Source organism: Alloalcanivorax gelatiniphagus, from assembly GCF_005938655.1.
GTDB classification, from domain to species: Bacteria; Pseudomonadota; Gammaproteobacteria; order Pseudomonadales; family Alcanivoracaceae; genus Alloalcanivorax; species Alloalcanivorax gelatiniphagus.
In genome coordinates, this window is record NZ_VCQT01000038.1 from 91065 (window position 1) to 116459 (window position 25395).

Consider the following 25395-nt stretch of genomic DNA (forward strand, 5'->3'; position numbering starts at 1 on the left):
GTGTCTGATGCTGTTGGCCGTTCCGGCCACGGCGGCGCCGCGCATTGCCATCATCATTGACGATCTGGGCTACAACCGGGCCGCCGGCGAAGCGGTGCTGGCGCTGCCGGCGCCGGTGACCTGCGCGGTGATCCCAAGCACGCCCCATGGTCAGCGACTCGGCCGGCAGGCCGCCGCCGCCGGCAAGGAAGTGATGATCCATCTGCCCATGGCCGCCCTGGACGCCCGCCGGCTGGACCCCGGCGCGCTCCAGGAAGGCATGAGCGAAGCGCGCATCGGCACCGTGCTGGACCAGGCCCAGCGGGCGCTGCCCGCCGCCCGAGGCGTCAATAATCATATGGGCAGCGCGCTCACCGCCGAGGCGGAACCCATGCGGCGCCTGATGGACCAGCTCCGCCAACGGCATCTCTACTTCGTCGACAGCCGCACCAACGCCGCCACCGTGGCCGAGTACAGCGCCCGCCAGGCCGGGGTGGCCACCGGCCGCCGGGATGTGTTTCTGGACAACCGGCGCGACCTGACGCACATCAACGCCCAGTTCAACCAGCTGCTGCGGCTGGCCCGGCGCCGGGGCCATGCCATCGCCATCGGCCATCCCTATCCGGAAACCCTGGACTACCTGCAGCAGGTACTGCCGTTGATGGAGCAGACCGGCATCCGCGTGGTGCCGGTGTCGGAACTGCTGGCCGCCCCGGTGGCCACCGCCGACGCCACGCCCTACGGCGTGGCCCGGTAGGCCCGCTCAGGAACGGCCCAGGCCGGTGAGCCGGCCATAGCCGATCATCAGGAACCCGAACAGGAACATCAGCACCCCGTACACCGCCGCCGGCACCGACATGGCGTCGGAATGCAGCAGGGTCAGGGTCACCATCAGCCCCAGGGTGCCGTTCTTGATGCCCAGCTCAATGGCCACGGTGAACGCCTGGGGCCGGCTCAGGCCGATCAACCGGCCGCCCACCATGCCCAGCACCAGCAACCCGAACACACTGACCAGCTTCTCGCCTTTCTCCGCCCAGTGGCGTTTGAAATGACGAATGGTCATGCCGATGGCCACCGGAATCAGAATGATCACCAGCAGGGTGAGGATGGTGCGCAGCACCGGCAGCTCAAGCACCTGGCTGCTGTCCTGGAAGTGGCCCAGGGCCCAGCTGGTGAACATGGGCAGGGTGACGATGGTGATCAGGCTGGCGGCCACGGTGAGCACGATGGACAGGGCCACGTCGCCACGGCCGAGAAAGGCGAACAGATTGGAAGTGGTGCCGCCGGGGCAGGCGGCGATGATCACCAGCCCCACCGCCAGGGCCGGCGAAAGATCCAGGCTCACCGCCAGGCCCACGCCCACCAGCGGCAGCAGCAGAATCTGCGCCACCAGGCCGAACAGGGTGGCGCGGGGGGCCACCAGCACTTCGCGGAAATCCCGGGGGGTGAGCGTGAGGCCCATGCCCACCATGATCAGAAACAGGGCGGCGGGCAATCCCACGGAAATCAGAGCGGCCTGGTCCATACGTCCTTCCTCATTGTTATTTTCGGAACGATCGTACCTTAGCCGCCCTGCTCCGGCTATTGCCGGCCTACTGGCTCTGGCGCTTGCCGTTGCGATAGTGGGTGACGCGGCGCTCCCCGTCTTCGGTGGTGAACATTTGCTCGCCGTCCAGCTGGTAATCGGGCAACAGATAGCGGTCCCGCTGTTTCAGCTCGCCGTTCTCGTCGAAACGCTCCCGCAGCAACCATTCGCCGTCCCGGTCGGAGGTGACCCGCCTCACCAGGTTCTCGTTCTTGAAATGCTCGGTGATCTGAACCCGGTCGTTGGCCAACGACCGGGCCAGGAGGTTGCCCTGGGGATCGTAGGTCAGACGCACATCCTCCAGGCCACCCTGTTCGGCGGGGTGGGTGTAAATCAGTGCCACCAAGGACCCGTCCTCCCGGTAGCGCTTTTCCCGCAAGGTCTGGTCACCTTTATCCGGGAGCACCTCCATGGACAGGCTGCCGTCCTGATGGAAGGCCTTGATCACCTCGTAGCCCCCTGGCTGGTAGTGACGAATTTCCCGAAGGTTGCCGTTCTTCCAGTAGAAGCGGGCTTCGCCGGTGACCGCGCCCCGGTCGTTGTAACGGCCCTCCAGCTCCACCTCGCCATTATCGTGGTAGTAGGTGAAAGGGCCCCGCCGGTTGGGATTGTCCAGCAACAGCAGCGCCCCCGGGTCAGCCACATAGCTTTCAAAAAACACCTGGCCGTCGGGCCTGTCGATCACCACCCGCCAACCCTGCTCCGTTTCCTTGAGGGGCCAGTGCAACAGAAAGACCGGCTCCCCGTCGGTGAAGAACCAATCCCGGTTCAGGGCCCGCTGGTCGGCGGCGGCGGTGGTGCTGATCAGCACGGCCATCAGGCCGGCGAGCATTGGCAAACGAAACATGGCGAGCCTCCCTGGCTATTGCGGTGAGTGGGACTGCATCAGGTATTCCCAGGTGTTGTTGCGCCGCATCGGAAAGCCGATCCAGCCGGCCCGGGGCTTACGGGCATGGCGCGGCTCGCCGGCCTCGGCGGTGTCACCGGGCCCGGCCAGGCCCACCAGCTCGGTGAACCAGGTGGCGCCGTTATCCAGCAGTTGCCCGGCGGGACGGCCCAGCAGGTTCGGGTCGCCGGATTCCAGGTGTGCCTTGAGCACCACCCGGCCGGCCTCCGGTGCGTACCACAGCAGTTCCCGGGTGAAGCCGTCCACCTGGCCGTCGCCGCCGTTCTTGATGCGCTCCAGCCCGCCGCCTTCGCCGCTGGCCTGATCCTTGCGCCAGGCGATGTCGCGGCTGATGCGCAGGGTCTTGAAGGTGCCGGCGCCGACCCGGATGGTTTCCACCGCGCTCACCGTGCTGGTGGTCTCGGTGCGATAGCGGTACTGCCAGTGGGCGCCGTCCGAGGCCGGTATCTTGACGGTTTCCTCGGTGCGGTAGCGCCACACGTCGCCGGGATGCAGGGGAAAGCGCAGCATGGGCCCGTTCTTTTCATCCACCGGCTGGTAGCGCTGGGTGTCCTCTTCCAGGGAGGCTTCGCCGTCGCCCACCTGGTAGCGGGCCCGGCCGCCGTCCTTTTCGGTGAGGGTGAGCGCCACCGGCTCGGCGTCGTTGAACTGGTACAGCCAGGTGGTGCCCGCCTCCGGCAGGGTGCGCGCCACTTCCTGGAACGCCTCCGGCACCGTGGGTTTGCCGTCGTCATCGTGGGCCACCAGATCGGCGCCGATTTGATAGGCGCCCTGGTACTCGCCCTTGTCGTCATAGCGGGTCACCGTCACCTGGCCGCTGTCCGGGTCCACCTCGAACCAGTGGCCCACCGGCTGGTCGTTCCGGTAGAAGCCCCGGGCCAGCCAGGTGTCGCCGCGTCGGCGGGAGAACTCTCCCTCCCGCTTGCCGTCGCGATAGTGATCCACCTGGCGCACGCCATCGTCGTCGGTGAAAATCTGCTCGCCGTCCTGTTGGTATTCCGGCAACAAACGGCGCTCCCGGGACACCAGCTCGCCGTCCTCGTTGAAGCGCTCGCGGACCGACCAGGTGTCCGCCAGATCCGTGGTCAACCGTTCCACCACCCGGCCGTCTTTCAGCTGCTCACTGATATGGGTGTCGTCGTCCGTCACCCGGCGCCGGGTCAGCTCGCCATCCGCGTCATAGCTCAGTTGCACCTGGCGGACACCGCCGCCGTCCGCCGGTTCGGAGTATTCGCTCAGCATCAGCGAGCCGTCTTCCCGGTACCGTTTCATGCGGGCGCTGCGCTCGCCCTTGTCCGGCAGATTTTCCAGGGCCACGCTGCCGTCCTCATGGAAGCCCTTGAGCACCCGATAGCCGCTGGGTTTGAAGTCACGGACTTCGCGCACCTGCCCGTTCTCCCAATAAAGGGTGGCGCGGCCGTCGATCCGGCCCTGGTCGCTGTAGCTCCCCTCCATGCGCGGCTGCCCGTTGTCGTAGTAGTAGACGAAGGGACCGCGCCGGTTGCTGTCATCGAGCAGCTCGTCCGCCTTGGGGTCGGCCACCTGCCCCTCGAAGTAGAGGGTGCCGTCGGCCTTGTCGATCACCACCCGCCAGCCGTCCTCCGCCTGTTCCAGCGGCCAATGCAGCTGGTAATAGGGCTGGTCATCGGTGAACAGCATGTTGCCGTCCAGGGCGCGGGTATCGGCGCCGGCCAGGCCGCAGAGCAGCAGCGCCAGCAGGCCGACCAGAATCGGGGAAGGCTGGGTCATGGGCAATCCTTGCAGAACGTGTTTCATCGGTGGGTCCGGCGGCATCATCCAAAACGCTTGAAGGTGCAGGGTACCGTCTTCCTGAGTCAGCGCCGTGCGCCCATCGACAAGATCAGCATTCGCCCGGGCGGGCCTATGGCTGCACCTTGCCGCGCAGGGCCTTGGTCTGGCCGTGCCGGGTTTTCTTGTCCATGCGTTTGTTGCGGGCGGCCTTGGAGGGCTTGGTGGGTTTGCGCTTCTTGCGCTCCACGGTGGCGCTCTGGATCAGATCGCGCAGGCGCTCCAGGGCGTCGTCCAGGTTCTTTTCCTGGGTGCGGAAGCGTTGCGCCTTGATCACCACCACGCCGTCGCCGGTGATGCGGCGGTCGGACAGGGCCAGCAGGCGCTCCTTGTAGAACTCGGGCAGGGAGGAGGCGCCGATGTCGAAGCGCAGATGCACGGCGGACGCCACCTTGTTGACGTTCTGGCCGCCGGCGCCCTGGGCACGGATCGCCTGCCACTCGATCTCCGCTTCCGGGATGGTCACGTTGTTGGAGATTTTCAGCATGGTTGTTCCTTGCAGTGCCAGTGTCTCGAGGATCGCGGCTGAAGCGGAGCGCCGCCCGGCCGCTCCTACGGAGCCGTCGTCGTAGGAGCGGCTTTAGCCGCGATTGGCCCGGGCCAGAAACCGATCAAGCGCGTTGGCGAAGGTCTGCACGTCGCTCTTGCTCAGCGACGAAGGTCCGCCGGTCTGCATCCCGGTGGAGCGCAGCTCCTCCATGAAATCCCGGCGCCCCAGGTGTTCGCGGATGCTCTCCGCATCATAAAGGGTGCCACGGGGATTAAGGGCGGTGCCACCGTTCTCCACCACCCGGGCGGCCAGCGGAATGTCGCCGGTGATCACCAGATCCCCGGCGTTGACCTGGTCGGCGATATGATCGTCGGCCTTGTCGAACCCGGACGCCACCTGGGTGAAGCGGATGTGCGGCGAGCGGGGAATGCGGATGTGGTGGTTGGCCACCAGGGTGGTGGTGACGCCCAGGCGGTTGGCGGCGCGGAACAGCACATCCCGGATCACCGCCGGACAGGCGTCCGCGTCCACCCAGATATTGAACGCCATGGCGCCTCCTTGCTCGTTCTGCTCGCTGTTACCCGTCAAATCCGCATTTCGATGCCGGCCCGGGCCATGTAGTCCTTGGCCTCGGCGATGGAGTACTCGCCGAAGTGGAAAATCGAGGCCGCCAGCACCGCATCGGCGCCGCCTTGGATCACCCCGTCCACCAGGTGCTGCAGATTGCCGACGCCGCCGGAGGCGATCACCGGCACCGGCACCGCGTCGGAGATGCCCCGGGTGAGGGCGATATCGAAGCCATTCTTGGTGCCGTCCCGATCCATGCTGGTCAGCAGGATTTCACCGGCGCCGTAATCGGTCATCCGCGTGGCCCACTCGATGGCGTCAATGCCGGTGGGCTTGCGGCCGCCGTGGGTGAAGATTTCCCAGCGGTTGTTCTCGCTTTCGCCGCTGACCTTCTTGGCGTCGATGGCCACCACGATGCACTGGGAGCCAAACCGTTGCGCCGCCTCGCGCACGAATTCCGGGTCCTTCACCGCCGCCGAATTGATGCTGACCTTGTCGGCGCCGGCATTGAGCAGATTGCGGATGTCCTGCAGGGTGCGCACGCCGCCGCCCACGGTGAGCGGGATGAACACCTGGCTGGCCATGCGCTCCACGGTTTCCAGGGTGGTGTCCCGGTCCTGGTGGCTGGCGGTGATGTCCAGAAAGGTGATCTCGTCGGCGCCGGCTTCGTTATAGCGGCGCGCCACTTCCACCGGATCGCCGGCGTCACGGATCTCGACGAACTGCACGCCCTTGACCACCCGGCCGGCGTCCACGTCGAGACAGGGGATGATGCGTTTTGCCAACGTCATGTCGCGGCCTCCACATTAATATCGCGGCTGAAAGCCGCTCCTACGGCACCCTGTGGGAGCGGCTTCAGCCGCGATGGGTCGAAAGTTCGTCGGCCAGCGCCTGGCCCTTCTCGAAATCCAGGCTGCCTTCGTAGATGGCACGGCCGGTGATGGCGCCGGTGATGCCGGTGGCGCTGCTCTCGCAGAGATTGCGCACGTCTTCCAGGTCGGTGATGCCGCCGGAGGCGATCACCGGAATCGAGATCGCCTCGGCCAGCCGCTCGGTGGCTTCCACATTGACGCCCTGCAGCATGCCGTCGCGGCTGATGTCGGTGTAGACGATGGCGACCACGCCGTCGTCCTCGAACTGGCGGGCCAGATCCACCACATCAATATCGGTGACTTCCGCCCAGCCGTCGGTGGCCACCTTCCCGTCCTTGGCGTCCAGGCCGACGATGATATGGCCCGGGAACTGGCGGCACATATCCTTGACGAATTGCGGTTCCTTCACCGCCTTGGTGCCGATGATCACCCATTGCACGCCGGCGTCCAGGTAGGCCTGGATGGTCTCGGCGCTACGGATACCGCCGCCGATCTGGATCGGCAGGCCGGGGTGGGCGCGGGCGATGGCGTTGACGATCTCGCCGTTCACCGGCTCGCCGGCGAAGGCGCCGTTCAGGTCCACCAGATGCAGGCGGCGGGCGCCCTTTTGCACCCAGAGGTCGGCCACCGCCACCGGGTCCTCGGAAAACACCGTGTCATCGTCCATGCGGCCCTGTTTGAGGCGCACGCATTTGCCGTCCTTGAGGTCGATGGCGGGAATCAACTGCATGGAGTTCTCTCTTTAAAATTCAGGGGCGTCAAAACAGGGGCGTCCGGCGGCTCACGGCCGCCAGCGCAGGAAGTTGGCCAGCAGCCGCAGGCCGGCGTCGGCGCTTTTTTCCGGGTGGAACTGCACCGCGAACACATTTTGCTTGGCCACGGCGGCGGCGAACGTAAGGCCGTATTCGCAGCGGCCCGCCAGTTCCTCGTCGGGCACCTCGGTGGCGCAGTAGCTGTGCACGAAATAAAACCGGCTGTTGTCGTCGATGCCTTCCCAGAGCGGGTGATCGAAGGCCTGCCGGACCTGGTTCCAGCCCATGTGCGGCACCTTCAGGCGGCCGCCGGTCTCGCCGTACTGCTCGCCGAAGAAACGCACCTGGCCGGAAAACACGCCCAGGCAATCCACGCCGCCGTTCTCCTCGCTGTGGTCCATCATCGCCTGCATGCCCACGCAGATGCCGAGCACCGGCTTGTAGGCGTCGATGGCGTCGAGAATGGCGCGGTCCAGGCCGGTATCGGTGATCACCTTGATGCAGTCACGAATGGCGCCCACACCGGGAAACACCACCCGGTCGGCCGCGCGCACCACATCCGGGTCACCGGTGATGACGAAGCGCTGGCCCTCGGCGGCCATCTTCTCCAGCGCCTTGCCGGCGGAGTGAAGATTGCCCATGCCGTAATCGACCACGGCCACGGTTTCTGTCATGGAAAGCCCTCTATTCCGGCTGTTCGGTCAGGGTGCCCTTGGTACTGGGCGTGACACCGTCCATGCGCGGGTCCGGCTCCACCGCCATGCGCAGGGCCCGGCCGAACGCCTTGAACACGGTCTCGGCCTGGTGGTGGGCGTTCTTGCCGCGCAGGTTGTCGATATGCACGGTGATCATGGAGTGGTTTACCAGGCCCTGGAAAAACTCGTAGAACAGGTCCACGTCGAAACCACCGATCATGCCCCGGGTGAAGTCCACGAACATTTCCAGGCCGGGACGGCCGGACAGGTCGATGACCACCCGCGACAGGGCCTCGTCCAGGGGCACATAGCTGTGGCCATAGCGGCGCACGCCCTTCTTGTCGCCCCAGGCCCGGGCCAGAGCCTGGCCCAGGGTGATGCCCACGTCTTCCACGGTATGGTGGGCATCGATGTGCAGGTCACCGTCGGCGTGGATTTCCAGGTCGATCAGGCCGTGGCGGGCCACCTGGTCGAGCATGTGCTCCAGGAACGGCAGGCCGGTGTCCAGCTTGCTGTGCCCGGTGCCGTCCAAATTCACGCTGACGCGGATCTTGGTCTCCAGGGTGTTACGCTCCACGGTGGCGCGGCGTTCGCTCATCGGTACCTCCACAAAACAGAACCCGGTATTATACGTGCCCCCCGCCGCCCTCACCAGCAGGGCGCCGCCATCCCGGTCATCCTGTTTGGGAGAAACCATGCCGATCACCGTCGAATTCCACCCGTCCCGCCCGGAACTGGCGCAAACCTTCGCCCAGGTACTGCGCGACGACCCGGACCTGGCCGCCGAACTGGAGCTGACCTTGCAGGAAGGAGCCGCCAACGGCGCCGAAATCGTCGCCGCCCACTTCAACGGCCGGCCGGTGGGCGTGGCCGTGCTGCACGGCGACAACCTGGCGTGGATGGTGATTCACCCGGCCACCCGTGGCCGGGGCGTGGGGCGGGATTTTCTGCGCGGCATGGAAGCGAAGCTGGGCCACGGCGTGAAACTGCCGGAGAAGTGTCGGCGCGGCTGAGCTGGATCGCGGCTGAAGCCGCTCCTACGGTGCCCCTTTCCCGCCGTGGGAGCGGCTTCAGCCGCGATCCCAAGCCGGCACCCTGAATCGTCTTTTCAGGCCAACGGCAACCGGATCACCAGGGCGAAGCCGGTGCCCGGGCCCTGGCTCTCCGCCCAGATGCGGCCGCCGGCCTGCTCCACCATCACCCGGGCCATGGCCAGGGACAGACCATAGCCTTCCTCATGATGCCGTGAGCCGACCACGAAGAACGGCTCGAACAGGCTCTCCAGCTGCTCCGGGCCGGCACCGCGCCCGTGGTCGCGGATACGGATCAGCGCTTCGCCGGCCAGGGCCTGGCCGTACACCTCGATGACCCCGCCGGGCTCGCTGAAGCGAATGGCATTATCCAGCCCGATGCTCAGCACCTCGCCCAGCTCCTCCTCGTTGGCGTTCACCCACAGGTCGCCGTCGATGTGGCCCTCCACCACCAGGCGCTGCCACGCCAGGGCGCCCTCGCGGCTGGCCAGCAGCGCCTCCAGCAACCGCCGTGGCCGGCAGCGCCGGGCCTTCGGCGGCCGCTCCCGGTCGGCCAGGTCGAAATAGCGCAACGAGGTGCTGACCATGCCGATCAGGCGCCTTTGCCCTTTGCGCACCAGTTGCCAGACCCCTTCCTGGTCTTCTCCGCCGCCCAGGGAATCGGCGGCGCCGATCCAGTTGATCGGGGTGTTCAACTCATGACTGACGTACTGCAGAAAGGTGGACTTGTCCCGGTTCATCTGCTCGATCTCGACCAGATGCCGCTCCAGGTTCTCCCGGGACTGGCGGGCCAGCAGGTTGCGCTCCTGCTCAAGGAACCGAATCCGGTCGCCCAGCGCCAGGGACAACATCACCACCACCCACAGGGCGCCCAGGTGCGGCAGCATGCTGATCAGGGAGTTATAGGCGATCCAATCCAGGTTACCGAGCACGAACACCAGGATCAGCCCCAGGAACACGAACCAGGCGGCCACATACAGCCGCGCCGCCCGGTACCCCGCCGACCACACCGCCCAGCCCAGCCAGCTGAACAGCAGCACGGTGATCACCACCAGCAGGGTGGACAGGTAATAGGACCAGGGCGCGGCGATCAGCAGCTGCACCGGCAACAGCGCCGCCACGCCCAGCAGGTAGCCACGGATCAGCCGGTCGTAACGGGGAAAGCGCTCTTTGAGGTTCAAAAAATGGCGCGAGTACATGGCCAGCGCCGGCGTGCAGATATAAATGCCCAGCCAGTAATACTCGTTGAGCTTGGGCACCGCCGGCCACAGGAACTGCAGGCCGAAACCGTTCACGTTCAGGTTGAACACCGTGATGCCCACCAGAAACGCCACGAAATACAGATACACCGGCTCTTTCAGGGACAACGCCAGCAGCGCGTTGTAGACCACCATGATCAGCAGGCAGCCGTAGAAAATGCCGTACACCAGCAGGTCCCGGTAGGTGTATTCCACCAGGCCGGTGGCGCTGTACAGCATCGGCGACATATTCAGCGCACCCTTGCCGCTGACCCGCAGGTAATAGTCCCGGTCCGCCCCCACCGTGGTATCCAGCGGGAAGATAAAGGCGCGATGGTCCATCAGGCGATGGCCGAAAGGCAGGGTGTCACCCATGTCCACCCGGCGGTAGCCGCCCTCGGGCAGGGGTGCGAACAGGGTGATGTGATCGAGGATCGGGTAGCGCTCGACCAGGTACCAGTCCTCGCCGCCGGTACCGGAGGCGTCCACCGAGAAACGCAGCCATACCACGCTGCCGGTGAAGCCAAAATTCAGTTCTTCGCTGTGATTGGCCCGGAATCGTCCGCCGAAGCGCTCACGGACCGCCTGGAAATCCCATTCGCCTTCCGGGTCCAGCAGCACCGACATATAGCGCGCCACCGCCACCCCGTCCCGCTCGCCGGTGAGCGGGGCGGGCCCGCCGTCGGCCGCCCGGGCCACGCCAGCGAGCGCGACCAGGATCAGAAACCCCGGGAAAACCAGGATATTACGGAACTTTAACAAAAGAAGCTTCCCAAAACGTGATACTGGAGCATGCGCCCGCGAGCTTCGCGCCGGCCGGTCCGAGCGCGCTATACTCGACGGTTTCTTATATCATGTCCCGCAATATAATCCCGGCCCCCGGCCCGGGGCGCAAGGAGAGGCTTGTTTATGGCACGCGCGATAAAAATCGTTGTTATTGTCCTGGTGGCCATTGTGGCGTTGCTGGCCGCCACGGTGTTCGTGATCACCCAGGTGATCGACCCCAACGACTTCAAACCGCAGATCCGCGAGCAGGCGCTCTCCCAGGCCAATCTGGAACTGGAGATTCCCGGCGAGCTGGGCTGGCAGTTCTGGCCGTCCCTGGGGGTCAGCCTGGGCCGCACCGAGGCACGCCTGCCCGGTGAGGAAGAGCTGTTCGCCGGCATCGACAGCGCCAGCGTCAGCGTCGCCGTATGGCCGCTGCTGTTCGGCAACGTGCAGATGGACGGCGTCACCCTGGACGGCCTGGAAGTGAATCTGGTGGAAACCGCCGACGGCGCCAACTGGGACAAAATCGGCCCGCGGGACGGCGCCGACAAGCCCGCCACCGAGGACCAGCCCGCCGACAACGGCGATGGCGGCACCATGGATATCCCGCTGACCATCCCCAGCGTGGCCATCACCAACGGTCGCATCCGCTACCGCAACACCACCGACGGCACCGATATCCGCGTGGAGCACTTCAACTTCAACGCCCAGGACGTGAGCCTGGATGAGCCGTTCCCGATGCAGTTGTCGCTGCGCTACCAGGATCAGAGCGACGTGCGCGTGGACCTGAATCTGGATACCACCCTGGCCGCCGACCTGAACACCAACCACTTCGTGCTCGACCCGATGACCCTGGACGCCCAGATCGGCGGCCTCACCGTCAACCCGGTGGACGTGCATCTGGAGCAGAAGCTGGACGTGAACCTGGACGAGGACCGGGCCACCATCAACGACCTGGTGCTGGAAGCCGCCGGCACCCGCACCACCGGCCAGGCCACCGTCACCGGCCTCACCGGCGAGATGAAAGTGGCCGGCCAGATCAACACCGCCCCGTTCGACGCCAACAAGGCCCTGAAAGCGATCGGTGAGCAGCCCATCGAAACCCGCGACGACGCGGCGCTCAGCAAGGTGGCCCTGGACGCCACCCTGGCCGGCCCCGCCGGCAGCATCATGGTCGACCCGCTCAAGGTGACCCTGGACAGCAGCACCCTCAGCGGCAAGGCCGGCCTGGAAAGCCTGGAAACCGGCAAGATCATGTTCGACCTGGTACTCGACAAGATCACCCTGGACGGCTACCTGCCGCCGGAAAGCAGCGGCGACGACAAGGCTCCGGCCAGCGCCGGCGGTGCCGGTGGCAACGCCGGCAAGCAGGCCGGCACCGAGCAACTGTCCACCGCCGAGCTGATTCCGGTGGAAAGCCTGCGCCCGCTGCTCATGGACGGCCAGCTCAAGGTCAACCAGCTCAATTTCGAGACCATCCAGGCCAAGGACATGACCTTCAAGGTGGATGCGAAAAATGGCGTGCTGCGCCTGGTCCGGGCCTCCGGCCAGACCCTTAACGGCAGCTTCGCCGGCAACGGCAGCCTGGACGTATCCGGCAAAACGCCGCGCATCAAGTACCACCAGGAAGTCACCAGCATGCAGCTGCAACCCCTGGTGGCCCTGGCCCTGGGCGAGGACCTGGCCAAGGGCCTGTTCTCCCTGAACCTGGACTTCAACGCCACCGGCAACAGCGAGAAGGCCCTGGTGGAATCCGCCAACGGCAATGCCACCGTCAATCTGGCGGACGGCACCGTGCGCGGCCTCAACCTCTACGGCACCCTGGTGGGCGGCGTGAACGACATGCTCGGCCGCTTCCAGGCACTCAGCGCCCTGATTCCCAACCAGGAATCCGGCAAGCTGCCGGCGGCGCTCTCCGAGGACACCAAGATCATCGACCTGACCACCAAGGCCAGCCTCAACAAGCAGGTGGCCAACCTGGACAGCCTGGAAGCCAAACTGGACAAAGGCACCCTCTCCGGCAACGGCTGGCTGAACACCCTGACCCAGGAGTTCGACCTGAAAATCGGCATGCAGTCTCCGGAGCTGGGCGGCAGCAAATACCTGGAAGGCGCCACCTGGCCGCTGCGCTGCAAGGGCAGCCTGGCCGGCAACCCGGCCAAATGGTGCGGCCCGGACCGCGACGGCTTTTCCAAGATCGCCCAGCAGGCCGCCACCAACGCCGCCAAAAGCAAGCTCAAGGAAAAACTGGGCATCGACGCGGAAGGCGACACCACCGAGGAAGTGCTGAAGAACGCCGCCAAGAAGAAAGCCGAGGAAAAAATCCAGGAAGAACTGGGCGACAAGCTCAAGGGGCTGTTCAATCGGTAAAGCAACGGTGAGCGAACCGGCCTTCAGCGAGGCCGTGCTGGACTGGTACGACCGGCACGGCCGCAATGATCTGCCCTGGCAGCACCCGCGCACCCCCTACCGGGTGTGGGTCTCGGAGATCATGCTCCAGCAGACCCAGGTGGCCACGGTGATCGGCTATTTCGAGCGCTTCATGGCCACCTTCCCGGACGTGCACGCCCTGGCCGCCGCCGACGTGGACCAGGTGCTGCACCTGTGGACCGGCCTGGGCTACTACGCCCGCGCCCGCAACCTGCACAAGGCCGCCCGCCAACTGGTGGAGGAACACGGCGGCGACTTCCCGGACACCGTGGAGGAAGTCGCCAGCCTGCCCGGCATCGGCCGCTCCACCGCCGGCGCCATCCTGGCCCAGAGCCGTGGCGTGCGCGCCCCGATCCTGGACGGCAACGTCAAACGGGTGCTCACCCGCCTGCACGCCGTGCCCGGCTGGCCCGGCAAAAAGCCGGTGGAAAACCGCCTCTGGGAACTGGCCGAACAGCACACCCCCGATCAACGCCTGGCGGACTACACCCAAGCCGTCATGGACCTGGGCGCCACCCTCTGCACCCGCCGCCCGGACTGCCCGCGCTGCCCGGTGGTCCACCTCTGCCAGGCCCACGCCGACGGCAACCCCCAGGACTACCCCGGCCGCAAACCGGCCAAGGACAAGCCGGTACGCGCCACCCGCATGCTGATCCTGCAGAACGACGACGGCCACGTCTGGCTGGAACCGCGCCCGCCCAGCGGCATCTGGGGCGGCCTCTGGTGCTTCCCGCAGCTGGACCCGGAAGACGCCCGGAGCGACGCCCTGGAACGCCGTGGCCTGGCCGCCCGCCACCAGGAAAACCTGCCCGGCTTCCGCCACACCTTCAGCCACTTCCACCTGGACATCGAACCGCAACTGATCCGGGTGGACAGCCACGGCCACGCCGTGCAGGATGCCGAAGGCCGCTGGGTCAGCCCCGCCGACCCCGGCGAACTGGGCCTCGCCGCCCCGGTCAAAAAACTGCTCGATCAGCTCCATGGCCCCCGCCAACGGGGCCTGCTGTAAACCGAACCACGAGGACGCCATGACCCGCACCGTGTTCTGCCGCAAGCACCAGCAGGAACTGGAAGGCCTGGACAAACCGCCCTTCCCCGGCCCCAAGGGCCAGGACATCCATGAAAACGTGTCCCGCCAGGCCTGGCAGGAATGGCTGCACCACCAGACCCTGCTGATCAACGAGAAGCACCTGAACGTCATGGACCCCAAGGCCAAGGCCTTCCTGGACGAACAGCGCGAACGTTTTTTGAACAACGAAAGCGTAGAAAAAGCAGAGGGTTACGTTCCCCCCACCAAAGACGCCAATCAATAGCCGCACACCCTTGACGGGGCCAAAGCCAGCCGCTTTAATACGCCCCCACGCCCGGATAGCTCAGTCGGTAGAGCAGGGGATTGAAAATCCCCGTGTCGGCAGTTCGATTCTGTCTCCGGGCACCAGACATACAAAAAGGCCCCTGCTCCGTCGAGAGCAGGGGCCTTTTTCGTCTCGGCCTCACCCCAACCGCCCCCCCCCCTTGTAGGAGCGACTTCAGTCGCGACCCCCCTGACCATCACCACCCAATCGCGCCTAAAGCGGAGTGCCGCCCAGCCGCTCCTACAGTTCATGCCTCATCCCCATCCAAACCCGCCGGACAAAGCCTTCTCCTCACCCAACCCCAGTTTTCCCGGCGGTCCATTCCCCGCATCTCGCCCAAATGATCAAGCTGCCGCTCGATGCTTTCCGCCACCCGCTCCCGGACCTGCCACAGGGTGGATTCATCGCCGGCGCGATCCATCAGCCCGGCGGTGGAGATACGCTCACCGAAACTGAAGTAGAAGCGCTCCGGCCGGGGAATGGCGGTGCTGGCCACGCCCTTGCCAATGGGCGGCAGGACATCGCCGCCGCGAAGCAGGTCCAGCATGCCGGTTTTTTTCAGATAGCCCTTGAGACGGGGCCGTTCCAGGATGTCAGCGCCATCGGCGATCACCGTATAACAGTGGTCGGCACCATAGGACGCGAACGGAACGATATCGTAGCCGTGCCTCAGTGCCAGGCGCACGAACCCCAGTCGCTTCTTCCATATCAGGGTGTGCTCCTCGCCCCTGCGGCGGAACACCTCCCGGGCGCCGCCCGGGAACACCAGAATCGATTCACCGGCTTCCATCAGGGCATCGCAGTTGGCGGCGTTACCCGGCACCACGCCATTGCGCTCCAGAAAACTCCGCCAGCCCGGCACCGCGAAGTGGGCCCGGTCACCCAGGGAGCGAAGCACCAGGCCGTGGTGCTGATACAGCCCGTCAAGCATCAGCGGCACATCGAGAAGGCCGTAGCGGGTGTGGTTGCCCACGAACAGCGCCGGCTTTGCCGGGTCCAGGTCACCCAGCCCCACGAACTCCGGGCGGAAGTACAAACGCCCGGGCACCGTCATCCGGCGGGCGGCTTCCTGGTAGGACCTGACTTTCCTCGACGCCGGTTCACGGCGTGAGCGGGCTGAAAAACGCATACCGCCTGTCTCCTGTTCCGCGCGGCGACGGCCGCCGCTGCCCATGGCGGATTGCCTGGCAATCGCATTTATATTATTTGACTCAATATTGAGACTAGTGTCAATAAAGACACCGACGACCACCTGGCGCATCCCCTATCCTGACCGCAACCTGGATACTTATGGTGCGCGCCGCCTCGACACTGTGCGCCGCCAAATTCCATTTTTTCAGCGACCTCCCGGGAATCACCCTTGCAAATCAGAATCTTATGAAACCTTCCTCGAATGGATCTTTTGGCATAGATGCTGCTTAGACATGTATAACCACGGGCAGACCCGGACGGCGTGTCCCGCCATACGGTTCAGCCCGTCCCCGACACCACGACGACGGGAGGCTTCATGCAGCTCAGCCACTTCAAAACCCTGTGGGGACATCCCGGTGACGCCGCCTCGGCGGCCCGACTGGCGGTGGACGCCGGCTTCCAGGGCCTGGAGGCGCCGCTACCGGCGCAGGCCACGCAGCGTGAGGCCCTGGGCCACGCCCTGGCCGCCCATGACCTGCGCTGGATTCAGGAAATCTGCACCGCCGGCAGCTATGTGCCCCGCCGCCACGCCACCGTGGAGGAGCACCTGGCGGACTTCCAGCAACAACTGGCCGCCGGCCGCGAGCTGGGCGCCGAGTTCGCCAATGTGATGGGCGGCTGCGACGCCTGGTCCATCGACGACAGCGTGCGCTTCTTCGCCGAGGCCCAGAACATCGCCGTGGGCCTGGGCGTCACCGCCAGCTTCGAGACCCATCGCGGGCGCAGCTTTTTCTGCCCCTGGAACACGGTGGCGATTCTGGAGCGTCTGCCGGAACTGGCGGTGACCTGCGACTTCAGCCACTGGGCGGTGGTCTGCGAGCGCCTGCCGGATACCGAGTGGGACAGCATCGAGCGGGTCGCCGAGCAGGCCCTGCATGTGCACAGCCGGGTCGGCTACGACCAGGGCCCCCAGGTACCGCACCCCGGCGCGCCGGAGTTCGCCGACGCCCTGGCCGCCCATCAGCGCTGCTGGGAGGCGGTGTGGTCATCCCAGCAACGGCGCGGCCTGAGCACCACCACCATGACCCCGGAGTTCGGCCCGGACGGCTACCTGCACACCCTGCCGTTCACCGGTGCCCCCATCGCCGACTTGTGGGATCTGAACCGCTGGATCGCCGACTGTGAGCGTCGGCATTTCCAGCAATGGTCGGCGGCCCATGACCTGAAACGCCAAGCGGTTTGAGGAGGTTTCCCATGGCAACGATCCAGTCCACCCTGCGCCATCCGGACGGCCTGGCGCCGAACGCGGCGGCACTGGCCTATATCCTGATCACCTATGTGGGCGGCTGGCTGCTGATGGCCCGGCCCGGCTGGCTGCTGCCCACGCTAGGCGTGCTGGCCTGTGCCCACGGCATGGTGGTGGCCGCCTATCTGATTCACGACTGCGCCCACAACGCCCTGTTCAAGAAAACCGAGTACAACACCCGGCTGGGCAAGGCGCTCAACTGGATCGCCGGCGGCTGCTACGGCACCTACGAGGATCTGCGCTACAAGCACATGCGCCACCACGTGGACAACGCCGACACCATCGCCTTCGACTACCGGGCCTGGCTGAAAGCCCATCCGCGTATCGAGAAGGTGGTGTTCGCCCTGGAATGGGCCTATGTGCCGGCGGTGGATTACCTGATGCACGCGGTGCTGATGGTGGCGCCCTTTATCGGCTACGGCGATCCGGCCCAGCGCAAGCGCACCGCCGCCGTGCTGCTGGTGCGCCTGACCCTGCTCGCCGCCCTGGCGGTGTGGAGCCTGAAGGCGGTGCTGCTGTATTTCGTGGCCTATGCGTTGCTGCTTACGGTGCTGCGCTTTTTCGATGCCTTCCAGCACAACTACGACATCATCGCCATCCTTAACGACAAGGACGCGCCGCTGCCGCACAAGGGCGACCGGGACTACGAAGAGAGCAACACCTACACCAACCCGATTTCCCGGCGCTGGCCGGTGCTCAATCTGCTGGTGCTGAATTTCTGCTACCACAACGCGCACCACACCAAGCCCACCCTGCCCTGGTACAAGCTACCGGCGGCGCACCGGGAACTGTACGGCGACGACTTCGCCCAGACCCTGCCGTTCAAGGACCAGCTGCGCAGCTACCACCGCCACCGGCTGGATGGCATCCACGCGGAAACCTACGGCCAGGTGGAAGCCACCCGGGCGATCCGCGAAGGCAGCGCCGTGCCGGTGTACGGCCTGAGTTTTCTGACCGCTTTCTGAGGAGGCCGGCCATGACCGTGTCCTTGCGGGATTCGATCACCAACGGCGAAGCGCCGGCGCGCCCCCAGGCGCCGGCCCTGAAACGTCGCTGGCTGGATTTCGGCCAGCAGCTGGACTGGCGCCGGCGGCTGCTGCTGGGACTGACCGGCTGGCTGCTGTTCGTGTTCGGCTGGTACCTGGCCGCCCACGCCGGGCTGGCCTCCGAGCGCCTGTTCCCCGGGCCGGTGGCGGTGATGAATGCGCTGGTCGACCTGTTCATGGAGCAGGGATTTCTCGGCGACGTGGTCTCCAGCATCCGCCGCATCCTGATCAGCTTTTCCCTGGCGGTGGCCATTGCCCTGCCCCTGGGTTTGCTGATGGGCGCCTTCGCGCGCATCGACGGCCTGCTCAATCCGCTGCTGGGCGCGTTCCGTTATCTGCCGGCGCCGGCCTTTATTCCGCTGCTGTTGATGTGGCTGGGCACCGGCGACAGCCAGAAGATCGCCCTGCTGCTGATCGGCGTGGTGTTCTTCCTGGCGATCATGCTCGCCGATGTGACCCGCCAGGTGCCGGCGTCTTTTATTGAAACCGCCAAGACCCTGGGCGGCGGCCGCCGGGTGGTGCTGTGGACGGTGGTGTTCCGCCATTCCCTGCCGGGCTACATGGACACCTGCCGGCAAATGCTGGCGGTGAGCTGGACCTATCTGGTGATCGCCGAGATCGTCGCCGCCACCGACGGTATCGGCGCCATGATGATGCGCGCCAAACGCTTCGTGCACGTGGACGACATCATGGCCGGCATCGTCACCATCGGTTTGCTGGGCCTGGCCTTTGATGCCCTGTTCCGTCTCGTTTATCGCTGGCGCTTCCCGTACCTGCGCGGGGCGCACCAGCGTTGATCCGTTTTTCCCTGCCAAGAGGCTTTCATCATGCGACTGATCAAGCTGCTGTTACTGACCGCTTCGCTGTGCCTGGTATCCCTGGGCACCCGCGCCGCCGAGCCGGTGCGCCTGTCCCTGTTTTCCTGGCCCGGTTACGGGTTCTGGTTCATTGCCCAGGACAAGAAACTGGTGCCGGACCTGGATCTGGAAATCAGCGTTATCGAAGACCCCTACGAGAGCTTTTCACTGATGACCTCCGGCGGCCTGGACGTGACCTCCAGCACCGCCGAGTACGGCCCCATCGCCGCCGACAAGGAGGTGCCGGTGAAGATGGTCACCTACACCAACCCCTCCTACGGCACCGATAAGATCGTGCTGGCCCCGGGCATCGACTCCGCCGAGGACCTGAAAGGGGAATCCGTGGCGGTGCTGGTGGGTGGCCTGACACAGATTTTCATGGGCATCTGGTTGGAGCAGAACGGCGTCGACTTCAATGACGTGGAATACACCAACCTGATCATGGACGACGCGGTGGGCGCCCTGGTGGGCGGCAACGTGGCCGCCGCGGAATTCTGGGAACCGTTCGGCTCCCACGCCCTGGACGCCCTGCCCAAGGCCACCGTGGCCGCCACCTCCTCGGAAGGGGACTGGATTGAAACCGCCCTGCTCGGCGACGCCATGTACATGAGCGACGCCTTCCTCAAGGAGCGCCCGGAAGCGGCCGCCAAGACCATGGACGCCTATTTCAAAGCGGTGGCCTGGTGGAAGGAACACCCGGCGGAAGGCAACAAGATCATCGCCAAGCACCTGGGCTTCCCCCTGGCCGACGTGGAAAAAGTGCTCGGCAAGGACGGCAAGATCCATAAGGGCGGCATCTGGGTGTTCGACGCCGACCAGGCCGGCCGCTTCATGGGCGTGGTGCCCGGCGAGCTGCCGCTGGGGCTGAGCAACGGCCAGATTAGCCAGCACTGGGAAACCACCACCGACTGGTGGCTCAAGTTCGGCCTGGTGGACAAGCGCCATCCCATGGAAGCCGGCGTGGACCTGTCCCCGCTGAAAGCCATCAGCGCCCACTGACACGCACTCTGACGGAGAGCCGCCATGCACACTGCTTCCGGGTTGATCATCGAGGGCGCCGGCAAGACCTTCCGGGCCGGTGGCCGTGACCCAAGGGTGGCGCTGGAAGGGGTCTCCCTGCAGCTGCCACCGGGCCAGGTGGGGGTGCTGCTGGGGCCATCCGGCTGCGGCAAGTCCACCTTGCTGCGCATGGTGGCCGGGCTGGAGGAGCCTACCGCCGGCGCCCTGTCACTCAATGGCCGGCCGGTGACCGGCCCGGGCCGGGACCGGGGCATGGTGTTTCAGAGCTACACCTCTTTCCCCTGGCTGACGGTGCGCCAGAACGTGGCCTATGGCCTGAAGATCACCGGCGACCATTCCAGCCTTCGCGAAGGGGCGGTGGAGCATTTTATCCAGGCGGTGCGGCTGCAGGACGTGGCGGACGCCTACCCCCATGAACTGTCCGGCGGTATGCGCCAGCGGGTGGCCATCGCCCGCACCCTGGCCAATCATCCGGAGCTGCTGCTTATGGACGAGCCGTTCGGTGCCCTGGACCCGGAAACCCGCTGGCAAATGCAGGAACTGTTGCTGGGCATCGTGCGCAAGGAACGCACCACCGTGCTGCTGGTGTCCCACGATATCGAGGAGGCGCTGTATCTGGGCGATGTGGTGTTCTTTCTGTCCAGCCACCCGGGCCGGCTGCGCGAAGTGATCCGCCCGGATTTCAAAAAGGACGTGCCCGCCGGCGACCGGGAGGCGTTGCTGGACCATCCGGAGTACCGGCGGCTGGACATGCACATTCGAAGGTTGATGAGTGAGGAAGGGAGTACGCAGGGGCAGCCTGCTTGAATCGCGGCTGAAGCCGCTCCTACAGGGTTCTTCCCCCGTAGGAGCGGCTTCAGCCGCGATCCCCCTAAAGCTTCAAAAGCTCAATCAACCGCTCGGTATAGAACGGAATCTCTTCCTCAAGATTGAACAGGCGCGGCGAGAACAGCCATGTCTGGGTCACCCCCATCAAATGGGTGTAGCACAGCAGCCCCAGTTCCTCGGCGCCGTGCCGGCGCGGAATATCGCCGGCCTGCTGGGCGCGGGCTACCTGTTCCGCCAGCACCGACACCAGGTCCCGGGTCAGCTTGCGCTCCCGGCGCAGGGTGTGGTCCAGGTTATTGGTAAGCTCGGTTTTGTTAAGAAAAATCTCGAAGGACTGGCGGTAGCGGGTGTCCTCCACCAGCAGGCGCAACCAGCGGTCGGCGAAGGCGCGCAGCACCTCCAGCGGCGGCCCATCCGCCTGGCGGGTCTCCTTGGTCAGGGCCAGCAAGGGGCCCTGGGACAGGGACAAAACCGCCTCGAACAGTTCGTCCTTGTTTTTGAAATTCCAATAGATCGGGCCGCGACTGAACCCGGCCTGGGTGGCGATATTGGCCAGGGTGGTGTTGGTGTAGCCATTGCGGCTGAACAGCACCAGGGCGGCGTCGATAATCTTGATCCGGGTTTGTTCGGCTTCTTCCTTGGTGCGTCTCATTGAACCATCGGCATACAGAGTAAAAAGTAAGGTTAAAGCGCCCGGCGATGATCGCCAAGCGCCTTGACCGCGCAACCGCCACTCAGAACATTTTCAGATAACGGCGCACTTCCCACTCGGACACCTGGTTATGGTATTCCTCCCACTCGCCGCGCTTGAAATCCACGAAGGTATCGAACATCAGTTCGCCGAACACCTCCCGGGCCAGCGGGTCCGCCTCGAAGGCATCCACCGCTTCGCCCAGGGTGCGCGGCAGCATCTCGATGCCCATATCGCGAATCTGCGCGCGGCTGTAGTCGTTCATGTTTTCCCGGTGCGGCGCACCCGGTTCCAGCTTCTCGCGGATGCCTTCCAGGCCTGCCGCCAACATCAGCGCCGCGCCCAAATAGGGGTTGCCGCCGATGTCCGGGGCCCGGCATTCCACCCGGCCACCCTGGGACGGAATGCGCAGCATGTTGGTGCGGTTGTTGTTGCCGTAGCAGCAATACACCGGCGCCCAGGTGGAGCCGGACATGGCGCCGCGCTGCACCAGCCGTTTGTAGCTGTTCACCGTGGGGGCGATCACCGCGCAGATGGCGCGGGCGTGTTTCAGCACCCCGGCGATAAAGTGATAAGCCAGCGGCGAGACACCGCAGCCGTGGGGATCGTCGCCGTCCGCCTCGAACAGATTGCGGCCGGTTTCCAGGTCCGCCAGCGACATATTGAAGTGGGCGCCGCTGCCGGTGCGGTCGACGAACGGTTTCGGCATAAAGCTGGCGAAGGCGCCGTGCTTGCGGGCGATTTCGTTGGCCATCATGCGGAAGTACACCAGCCGGTCGGCCATGTTCAGCGCATCGGTGTACATAAAGTCGGTTTCAAACTGGCCGTTGGCGTCCTCGTGGTCAAAGGAATACACGTCCCAGCCCTGGGCGTTCATGGCTTCCACGATATCGGCGACGATCGGCAGGTTGTCCATCAGCGGCCGGGGGTCGTAGCAGGGCTTTTCCAGATCGTCCCGGTCGCTGACCGGCGCGAAGCCACCGTCCTCGGTATCCTTGAACAGGAAGAACTCGGTTTCGATGCCCAGGTTAAAGCCGAACCCCATCTCCGCCGCCGCTTCCAGCTGGCGCTTGAGAATACTGCGCGAACAGGCCTGGAAAGGCCGGCCGTTGAGATGCAGATCGCTGGCGAACCACACCAGGTCCGGGTTCCAGGCGCAGGGGGTGGCGGAAGCCGGGTCCGGCATGGCCGCCACTTCATCGTCGTTGATGTCCTGGGGCACGCCGTCCAGAGCGGCGCCGGTGTAAAGCTCGGAGCCCTTCAGCATGCGGTCCAGGTGGGCGATGGGCACGAACTTGCCCTTCACCACCCCATGGATATCCACATAGCTGGCCATGGCGTACCTGGCACCCTTGTCGAGCAGTTCCCGGGCCAGCTCATCGGCGCTCGGGATGGTGGCCGCGGACGGCCCGGTGGCTTTGGCGTTCATTGGTCTCTCCAGACGTTAGCGCACGGAAAATCAGGTACAGGCTTTGCATTCAATATACATGCCAGCTTGTATATATAATCCGGAGACACGGCATGACTCTGACCAAACGGCACATCTCACTGGGCGACTGGCCCCTGAGCAACGGCGGCGTACTGCGCGACGCCCGCCTGACCGCACTGCAATATGGCACGCTCAATGCCCGGCGCGACAATCTGGTGCTGATCCCCTGCTATTACGGCGGCAGCGCCCGGGGCAGCGCGCCTCTTGTTGGTGCGGGCAGCCCCCTGGCCGACGGCGATTACTGCGTGGTGCTGTTCGATCTGTTCGGCAACGGCGTCGCCGCTTCCCCCAGCAACGCCCATCCCTCTCAACGTGGTCACCGCTTCCCGATGGTGACGCTGGAAGACAACGTGGCCGCCCAGGCCGCCGCCCTGGACGCCTGGTTCGGCCCGGTGGAGATCGCCCTGGCCACCGGCTGGTCCATGGGCGGCATGCAGTCCTATCAGTGGGCCATCCGTTACCCGGAACAGGTGCGGCGGCTGCTGCCGGTGTGCGCCACCGCCCGCTGCTGGCCCCACAACCGGGTGTTCCTGGACGGCGTGCGCAGCGCCCTCAAAGCGGACGCCACCTTTAACGGCGGCGACTATTCGCAGCCACCGCAAGCCGGCCTGCGCGCCTTCGCCCGGGTCTACGCCGGCTGGGCCTACAGCCAGGCGTTCTCCCGCCGCGAGCTGTATCGGGATCTGGGGTTCGACAGCATCGAAGCGCTGCTGCGTTTTTGGGAGGAGGACCACCTGGCCCAGGACGCCAATGACCTGCTGGCGGTGCTCGCCGCCTGGGAAGCGGCGGCCCCGGGTGACGGCGACCTGGCGGCCGCCCTCGGCACGATCCGCGCCCGCACCCTGGTGATGCCGTCACGGACCGATCTCTATTTCACCGTGGAAGACGCCCGCCACGAAGCCGCCCTGATCCCCGGCGCCACCCTGGAAATCCTGGACTCGGACCTGGGCCACGCCGCCGGCGCCCCCGGCCGCGACCCCGCCAGCACCACCGCCTGGTTCAACGCCATGGCCCGCCTGCTAAAAGCGCCTTCATAACACCACACCGAGCCCCGCAAAGGGTTTTGTAGGAGCGGCTTCAGCCGCGATCAGCCTGGGAGCCATCGCGGCTAAAGCCGCTCCTACAAAACCCACCTCTTACCTTTAAGCGCCACCCGACGAGGGGTTATTGCTCCGGGTCGCGGTGGGCCACTTCGGTGCCGTCGTTGGGGTTGGCGGGGAAGTCGAAGTAGGCGGCGTACTGGTTGCGGAAGCGCATCAGCTCATCCTTGGCCAGTTGCCCCTTGGTGGGCAGCGGCACCTTCATGGCGTTCACCGGGCGGCCGTTCATGCGCAGCTCGTAGTGCAGGTGCGGGCCGGTGCTGCGGCCGGTGTTGCCGCTGAGGGCGATCACCTGGCCTTGCTGGACGGTGTCGCCGGTGTGCACGCGCACCTTGCTGAGGTGCATGTAGCGGGTCTGGTAGCCGTTGCCGTGGTCGAGCACCACATAGTTGCCGGCCAGCAGGCCACGGGTGACGCGGCGTACCACGCCGTCCGCCGGGGCTTCCACGGCGGTGCCCACGGGCATGGCGAAGTCGGTGCCGTAGTGGGGGCTGATGCGGCCGGTGACCGGGTGGTGGCGGTGCAGGTTGAACGGTGAGCTGATCCGGTAGCGGAGCTTGTCCGGGAACGGGTGGCGCCAGAAGCTGGGCAGCAGGCTGGTGCCGTCCGGTTTGTAGAACCGGTCGTCGTCGAAGCGGGCGGCGCTGGCCCGCAGGCGCGCGCCCTGGTATTCGAAGCCCATCAGTTTGGCGGAGTAGGCGCGTTCGCTGCCTTCCAGGTTTTCCACGTCCACCAGCACCGAGAAGCGGTCGCCGTGGCGGGCCTGGCGGCCCACCGGCAGCAGTTCGGCGAGCTGCGCGCTCACCGAGCCGGCGGCGCCGGCCAGGGCCGGTTGCACGGACAGCGCCGCGCCCAGGGAAGTTTTGACCACGCCGGTGATGCGCACGCGCTGGCTGCTACGGGCTTTTTCCAGCGGCCGCGCGGTGATCGAATCCTGGTCCAGATTCCATTGATAACCTTTGGCCTCGTTCTCCCACAGCCGCAGGGCCAGCAGCTTGCCATCACTGTCCGCGCGCCACTCCAGGTGCTGGCCCGGGCGCAGGCGGTTGAGCAGCTCGCCATGGTCGGCGGTCTTGATCAGGCGGTAGAGGGTGGCGGCGGGCAGCTGCCATTGCTCCTGCCACAGATGGGTCAGGTAGTCCCCGGGGGCGATGGTGTAGTGCTCCCAGGGCAGCGGCGACGGCGCCGGCTCCAGGTTATGGAAGTCAGTGTCGGAGGCCAGGCGCAGCAGTGCCTGCCCGGTCATCGGCGGCGGTTCCGGGCGCGGGTGATAGCGCCACCAGAAGGCCACGGACAGAGCGATCAATAACGGTGGCAAAAGGATGCCAAGCGGCGGCCGCTTCGGGGCTTTCGCCGAAATCTCGGGCATGGGGGTCCCCAAGACGCAGAAAAGGATCGGGCGATGTTAGAGTATTACATCCCTTCAAGGAAGCCCGACGGCCCGGAACG

Annotated in this window: 25 protein-coding genes and 1 tRNA gene; 12 read left to right on the top strand and 14 right to left on the bottom strand. The window is 65.7% G+C overall.

Annotated features, from left to right (window positions below; all coding sequences use genetic code 11):
- Window positions 1-7 precede the first annotated feature (7 nt).
- Window positions 8-736, top strand: a complete 729-nt coding sequence (locus FGS76_RS12720) for a divergent polysaccharide deacetylase family protein (RefSeq protein WP_138773153.1) — start codon at window positions 8-10, stop codon at window positions 734-736.
- 6 nt (window positions 737-742) lie between these two features.
- On the opposite strand, the gene FGS76_RS12725 is transcribed toward FGS76_RS12720, so the two are convergent.
- The 9 genes from FGS76_RS12725 to hisB form a co-directional block, all read right to left on the bottom strand.
- Window positions 743-1504 (bottom strand): bile acid:sodium symporter family protein, encoded by a 762-nt coding sequence (locus FGS76_RS12725; protein ID WP_138773033.1) that lies wholly within the window; start codon window positions 1502-1504, stop codon window positions 743-745.
- A gap of 67 nt (window positions 1505-1571) precedes the next feature.
- Entirely contained in the window at window positions 1572-2411 is an 840-nt protein-coding gene (locus FGS76_RS12730; RefSeq protein ID WP_138773034.1) for a toxin-antitoxin system YwqK family antitoxin, read from the bottom strand.
- A gap of 15 nt (window positions 2412-2426) precedes the next feature.
- Window positions 2427-4220 carry a toxin-antitoxin system YwqK family antitoxin gene (locus tag FGS76_RS12735; protein WP_170214465.1) on the bottom strand — a complete coding sequence of 598 codons (1794 nt, stop codon included), beginning with the start codon at window positions 4218-4220 and terminating at the stop codon, window positions 2427-2429.
- A 133-nt stretch (window positions 4221-4353) separates the two neighbouring features.
- Window positions 4354-4767: an alternative ribosome rescue aminoacyl-tRNA hydrolase ArfB gene (arfB, locus tag FGS76_RS12740; protein WP_138773036.1), complete on the bottom strand. Its 414-nt coding sequence runs from the start codon at window positions 4765-4767 to the stop codon at window positions 4354-4356.
- A 93-nt stretch (window positions 4768-4860) separates the two neighbouring features.
- Window positions 4861-5319: a YaiI/YqxD family protein gene (locus FGS76_RS12745; protein ID WP_138773037.1), complete on the bottom strand. Its 459-nt coding sequence runs from the start codon at window positions 5317-5319 to the stop codon at window positions 4861-4863.
- Between the two features lie 35 nt (window positions 5320-5354).
- Window positions 5355-6128, bottom strand: a complete 774-nt coding sequence (gene hisF / locus FGS76_RS12750; protein WP_138773038.1) for an imidazole glycerol phosphate synthase subunit HisF — start codon at window positions 6126-6128, stop codon at window positions 5355-5357.
- A 64-nt stretch (window positions 6129-6192) separates the two neighbouring features.
- Window positions 6193-6939, bottom strand: coding sequence for a 1-(5-phosphoribosyl)-5-[(5-phosphoribosylamino)methylideneamino]imidazole-4-carboxamide isomerase (hisA, locus tag FGS76_RS12755; RefSeq protein ID WP_138773039.1), 747 nt, complete (start codon window positions 6937-6939; stop codon window positions 6193-6195).
- A 51-nt stretch (window positions 6940-6990) separates the two neighbouring features.
- Window positions 6991-7635: an imidazole glycerol phosphate synthase subunit HisH gene (hisH, locus tag FGS76_RS12760; RefSeq protein WP_138773040.1), complete on the bottom strand. Its 645-nt coding sequence runs from the start codon at window positions 7633-7635 to the stop codon at window positions 6991-6993.
- A gap of 10 nt (window positions 7636-7645) precedes the next feature.
- Window positions 7646-8254, bottom strand: coding sequence for an imidazoleglycerol-phosphate dehydratase HisB (gene hisB / locus FGS76_RS12765; RefSeq protein WP_138773041.1), 609 nt, complete (start codon window positions 8252-8254; stop codon window positions 7646-7648).
- Window positions 8255-8351: 97 nt separating this feature from the next.
- On the opposite strand from hisB, the gene FGS76_RS12770 reads away from it, so the two are divergent.
- Window positions 8352-8669, top strand: a complete 318-nt coding sequence (locus tag FGS76_RS12770) for a GNAT family N-acetyltransferase (RefSeq protein WP_138773042.1) — start codon at window positions 8352-8354, stop codon at window positions 8667-8669.
- Window positions 8670-8764: 95 nt separating this feature from the next.
- On the opposite strand, the gene FGS76_RS12775 is transcribed toward FGS76_RS12770, so the two are convergent.
- A complete protein-coding gene (locus tag FGS76_RS12775; protein ID WP_240692534.1) occupies window positions 8765-10687 on the bottom strand; it encodes a sensor histidine kinase in 1923 nt (640 codons plus the stop codon).
- Window positions 10688-10834: 147 nt separating this feature from the next.
- Between FGS76_RS12775 and FGS76_RS12780 the strand changes: the two genes are divergently transcribed.
- From FGS76_RS12780 to FGS76_RS12795, 4 genes are all read left to right on the top strand, one after another.
- Complete coding sequence (locus FGS76_RS12780) at window positions 10835-13063, top strand: AsmA family protein (protein ID WP_138773043.1); 2229 nt, start codon at window positions 10835-10837, stop codon at window positions 13061-13063.
- Window positions 13064-13070: 7 nt separating this feature from the next.
- Entirely contained in the window at window positions 13071-14132 is a 1062-nt protein-coding gene (gene mutY / locus FGS76_RS12785; protein ID WP_240692535.1) for an A/G-specific adenine glycosylase, read from the top strand.
- A 19-nt stretch (window positions 14133-14151) separates the two neighbouring features.
- A complete protein-coding gene (locus tag FGS76_RS12790) occupies window positions 14152-14436 on the top strand; it encodes an oxidative damage protection protein (RefSeq protein WP_138773044.1) in 285 nt (94 codons plus the stop codon).
- A 49-nt stretch (window positions 14437-14485) separates the two neighbouring features.
- A tRNA-Phe gene (locus FGS76_RS12795) sits at window positions 14486-14561 on the top strand.
- Between the two features lie 164 nt (window positions 14562-14725).
- On the opposite strand, the gene FGS76_RS12800 is transcribed toward FGS76_RS12795, so the two are convergent.
- Window positions 14726-15607 carry a lysophospholipid acyltransferase family protein gene (locus tag FGS76_RS12800; RefSeq protein ID WP_170214466.1) on the bottom strand — a complete coding sequence of 294 codons (882 nt, stop codon included), beginning with the start codon at window positions 15605-15607 and terminating at the stop codon, window positions 14726-14728.
- 378 nt (window positions 15608-15985) lie between these two features.
- Between FGS76_RS12800 and FGS76_RS12805 the strand changes: the two genes are divergently transcribed.
- From FGS76_RS12805 to FGS76_RS12825, 5 genes are read left to right on the top strand one after another with little or no spacing between them, the layout of a single operon-like run.
- Window positions 15986-16852, top strand: coding sequence for a sugar phosphate isomerase/epimerase family protein (locus FGS76_RS12805; RefSeq protein ID WP_138773046.1), 867 nt, complete (start codon window positions 15986-15988; stop codon window positions 16850-16852).
- Between the two features lie 11 nt (window positions 16853-16863).
- Window positions 16864-17880, top strand: coding sequence for a fatty acid desaturase (locus FGS76_RS12810; protein ID WP_138773047.1), 1017 nt, complete (start codon window positions 16864-16866; stop codon window positions 17878-17880).
- An 11-nt stretch (window positions 17881-17891) separates the two neighbouring features.
- On the top strand, window positions 17892-18758 hold the full coding sequence (locus tag FGS76_RS12815) for an ABC transporter permease (protein WP_138773048.1): 867 nt from the start codon (window positions 17892-17894) through the stop codon (window positions 18756-18758).
- A 30-nt stretch (window positions 18759-18788) separates the two neighbouring features.
- Entirely contained in the window at window positions 18789-19817 is a 1029-nt protein-coding gene (locus tag FGS76_RS12820) for an ABC transporter substrate-binding protein (RefSeq protein ID WP_138773049.1), read from the top strand.
- 24 nt (window positions 19818-19841) lie between these two features.
- Window positions 19842-20645 (top strand): ABC transporter ATP-binding protein, encoded by an 804-nt coding sequence (locus tag FGS76_RS12825; protein WP_138773050.1) that lies wholly within the window; start codon window positions 19842-19844, stop codon window positions 20643-20645.
- 64 nt (window positions 20646-20709) lie between these two features.
- Here FGS76_RS12825 and FGS76_RS12830 read toward each other — a convergent pair whose 3' ends face one another.
- Together FGS76_RS12830 and glnT are read right to left on the bottom strand one after the other, a co-directional pair.
- On the bottom strand, window positions 20710-21318 hold the full coding sequence (locus tag FGS76_RS12830; RefSeq protein WP_138773051.1) for a TetR family transcriptional regulator: 609 nt from the start codon (window positions 21316-21318) through the stop codon (window positions 20710-20712).
- An 82-nt stretch (window positions 21319-21400) separates the two neighbouring features.
- Window positions 21401-22786, bottom strand: coding sequence for a type III glutamate--ammonia ligase (glnT, locus tag FGS76_RS12835; RefSeq protein ID WP_138773052.1), 1386 nt, complete (start codon window positions 22784-22786; stop codon window positions 21401-21403).
- A gap of 92 nt (window positions 22787-22878) precedes the next feature.
- Between glnT and FGS76_RS12840 the strand changes: the two genes are divergently transcribed.
- Window positions 22879-23883: an alpha/beta fold hydrolase gene (locus FGS76_RS12840; protein WP_138773053.1), complete on the top strand. Its 1005-nt coding sequence runs from the start codon at window positions 22879-22881 to the stop codon at window positions 23881-23883.
- 127 nt (window positions 23884-24010) lie between these two features.
- Here the strand turns inward: FGS76_RS12840 and FGS76_RS12845 are convergent, their stop codons facing one another.
- Window positions 24011-25315 (bottom strand): peptidoglycan DD-metalloendopeptidase family protein, encoded by a 1305-nt coding sequence (locus FGS76_RS12845; protein ID WP_138773054.1) that lies wholly within the window; start codon window positions 25313-25315, stop codon window positions 24011-24013.
- Window positions 25316-25395 lie beyond the last annotated feature (80 nt).

What these genes read in the sequence shown, in the direction of transcription:
- FGS76_RS12815 (WP_138773048.1), top strand. Translation starts at nt 17,892, where the DNA reads ATGACCGTGTCCTTGCGGGATTCGATCACCAACGGCGAAGCGCCGGCG.
- FGS76_RS12735 (WP_170214465.1), bottom strand. Translation starts at nt 4,220, where the DNA reads ATGACCCAGCCTTCCCCGATTCTGGTCGGCCTGCTGGCGCTGCTGCTC.
- hisB (WP_138773041.1), bottom strand. Translation starts at nt 8,254, where the DNA reads ATGAGCGAACGCCGCGCCACCGTGGAGCGTAACACCCTGGAGACCAAG.
- FGS76_RS12810 (WP_138773047.1), top strand. Translation starts at nt 16,864, where the DNA reads ATGGCAACGATCCAGTCCACCCTGCGCCATCCGGACGGCCTGGCGCCG.
- FGS76_RS12790 (WP_138773044.1), top strand. Translation starts at nt 14,152, where the DNA reads ATGACCCGCACCGTGTTCTGCCGCAAGCACCAGCAGGAACTGGAAGGC.
- FGS76_RS12745 (WP_138773037.1), bottom strand. Translation starts at nt 5,319, where the DNA reads ATGGCGTTCAATATCTGGGTGGACGCGGACGCCTGTCCGGCGGTGATC.
- FGS76_RS12720 (WP_138773153.1), top strand. Translation starts at nt 8, where the DNA reads ATGCTGTTGGCCGTTCCGGCCACGGCGGCGCCGCGCATTGCCATCATC.
- FGS76_RS12725 (WP_138773033.1), bottom strand. Translation starts at nt 1,504, where the DNA reads ATGGACCAGGCCGCTCTGATTTCCGTGGGATTGCCCGCCGCCCTGTTT.
- FGS76_RS12805 (WP_138773046.1), top strand. Translation starts at nt 15,986, where the DNA reads ATGCAGCTCAGCCACTTCAAAACCCTGTGGGGACATCCCGGTGACGCC.
- FGS76_RS12800 (WP_170214466.1), bottom strand. Translation starts at nt 15,607, where the DNA reads ATGCGTTTTTCAGCCCGCTCACGCCGTGAACCGGCGTCGAGGAAAGTC.
- glnT (WP_138773052.1), bottom strand. Translation starts at nt 22,786, where the DNA reads ATGAACGCCAAAGCCACCGGGCCGTCCGCGGCCACCATCCCGAGCGCC.
- FGS76_RS12820 (WP_138773049.1), top strand. Translation starts at nt 18,789, where the DNA reads ATGCGACTGATCAAGCTGCTGTTACTGACCGCTTCGCTGTGCCTGGTA.
- FGS76_RS12780 (WP_138773043.1), top strand. Translation starts at nt 10,835, where the DNA reads ATGGCACGCGCGATAAAAATCGTTGTTATTGTCCTGGTGGCCATTGTG.
- hisA (WP_138773039.1), bottom strand. Translation starts at nt 6,939, where the DNA reads ATGCAGTTGATTCCCGCCATCGACCTCAAGGACGGCAAATGCGTGCGC.
- FGS76_RS12825 (WP_138773050.1), top strand. Translation starts at nt 19,842, where the DNA reads ATGCACACTGCTTCCGGGTTGATCATCGAGGGCGCCGGCAAGACCTTC.
- FGS76_RS12830 (WP_138773051.1), bottom strand. Translation starts at nt 21,318, where the DNA reads ATGAGACGCACCAAGGAAGAAGCCGAACAAACCCGGATCAAGATTATC.
- hisF (WP_138773038.1), bottom strand. Translation starts at nt 6,128, where the DNA reads ATGACGTTGGCAAAACGCATCATCCCCTGTCTCGACGTGGACGCCGGC.
- FGS76_RS12845 (WP_138773054.1), bottom strand. Translation starts at nt 25,315, where the DNA reads ATGCCCGAGATTTCGGCGAAAGCCCCGAAGCGGCCGCCGCTTGGCATC.
- FGS76_RS12840 (WP_138773053.1), top strand. Translation starts at nt 22,879, where the DNA reads ATGACTCTGACCAAACGGCACATCTCACTGGGCGACTGGCCCCTGAGC.
- hisH (WP_138773040.1), bottom strand. Translation starts at nt 7,635, where the DNA reads ATGACAGAAACCGTGGCCGTGGTCGATTACGGCATGGGCAATCTTCAC.
- arfB (WP_138773036.1), bottom strand. Translation starts at nt 4,767, where the DNA reads ATGCTGAAAATCTCCAACAACGTGACCATCCCGGAAGCGGAGATCGAG.
- FGS76_RS12770 (WP_138773042.1), top strand. Translation starts at nt 8,352, where the DNA reads ATGCCGATCACCGTCGAATTCCACCCGTCCCGCCCGGAACTGGCGCAA.
- FGS76_RS12730 (WP_138773034.1), bottom strand. Translation starts at nt 2,411, where the DNA reads ATGTTTCGTTTGCCAATGCTCGCCGGCCTGATGGCCGTGCTGATCAGC.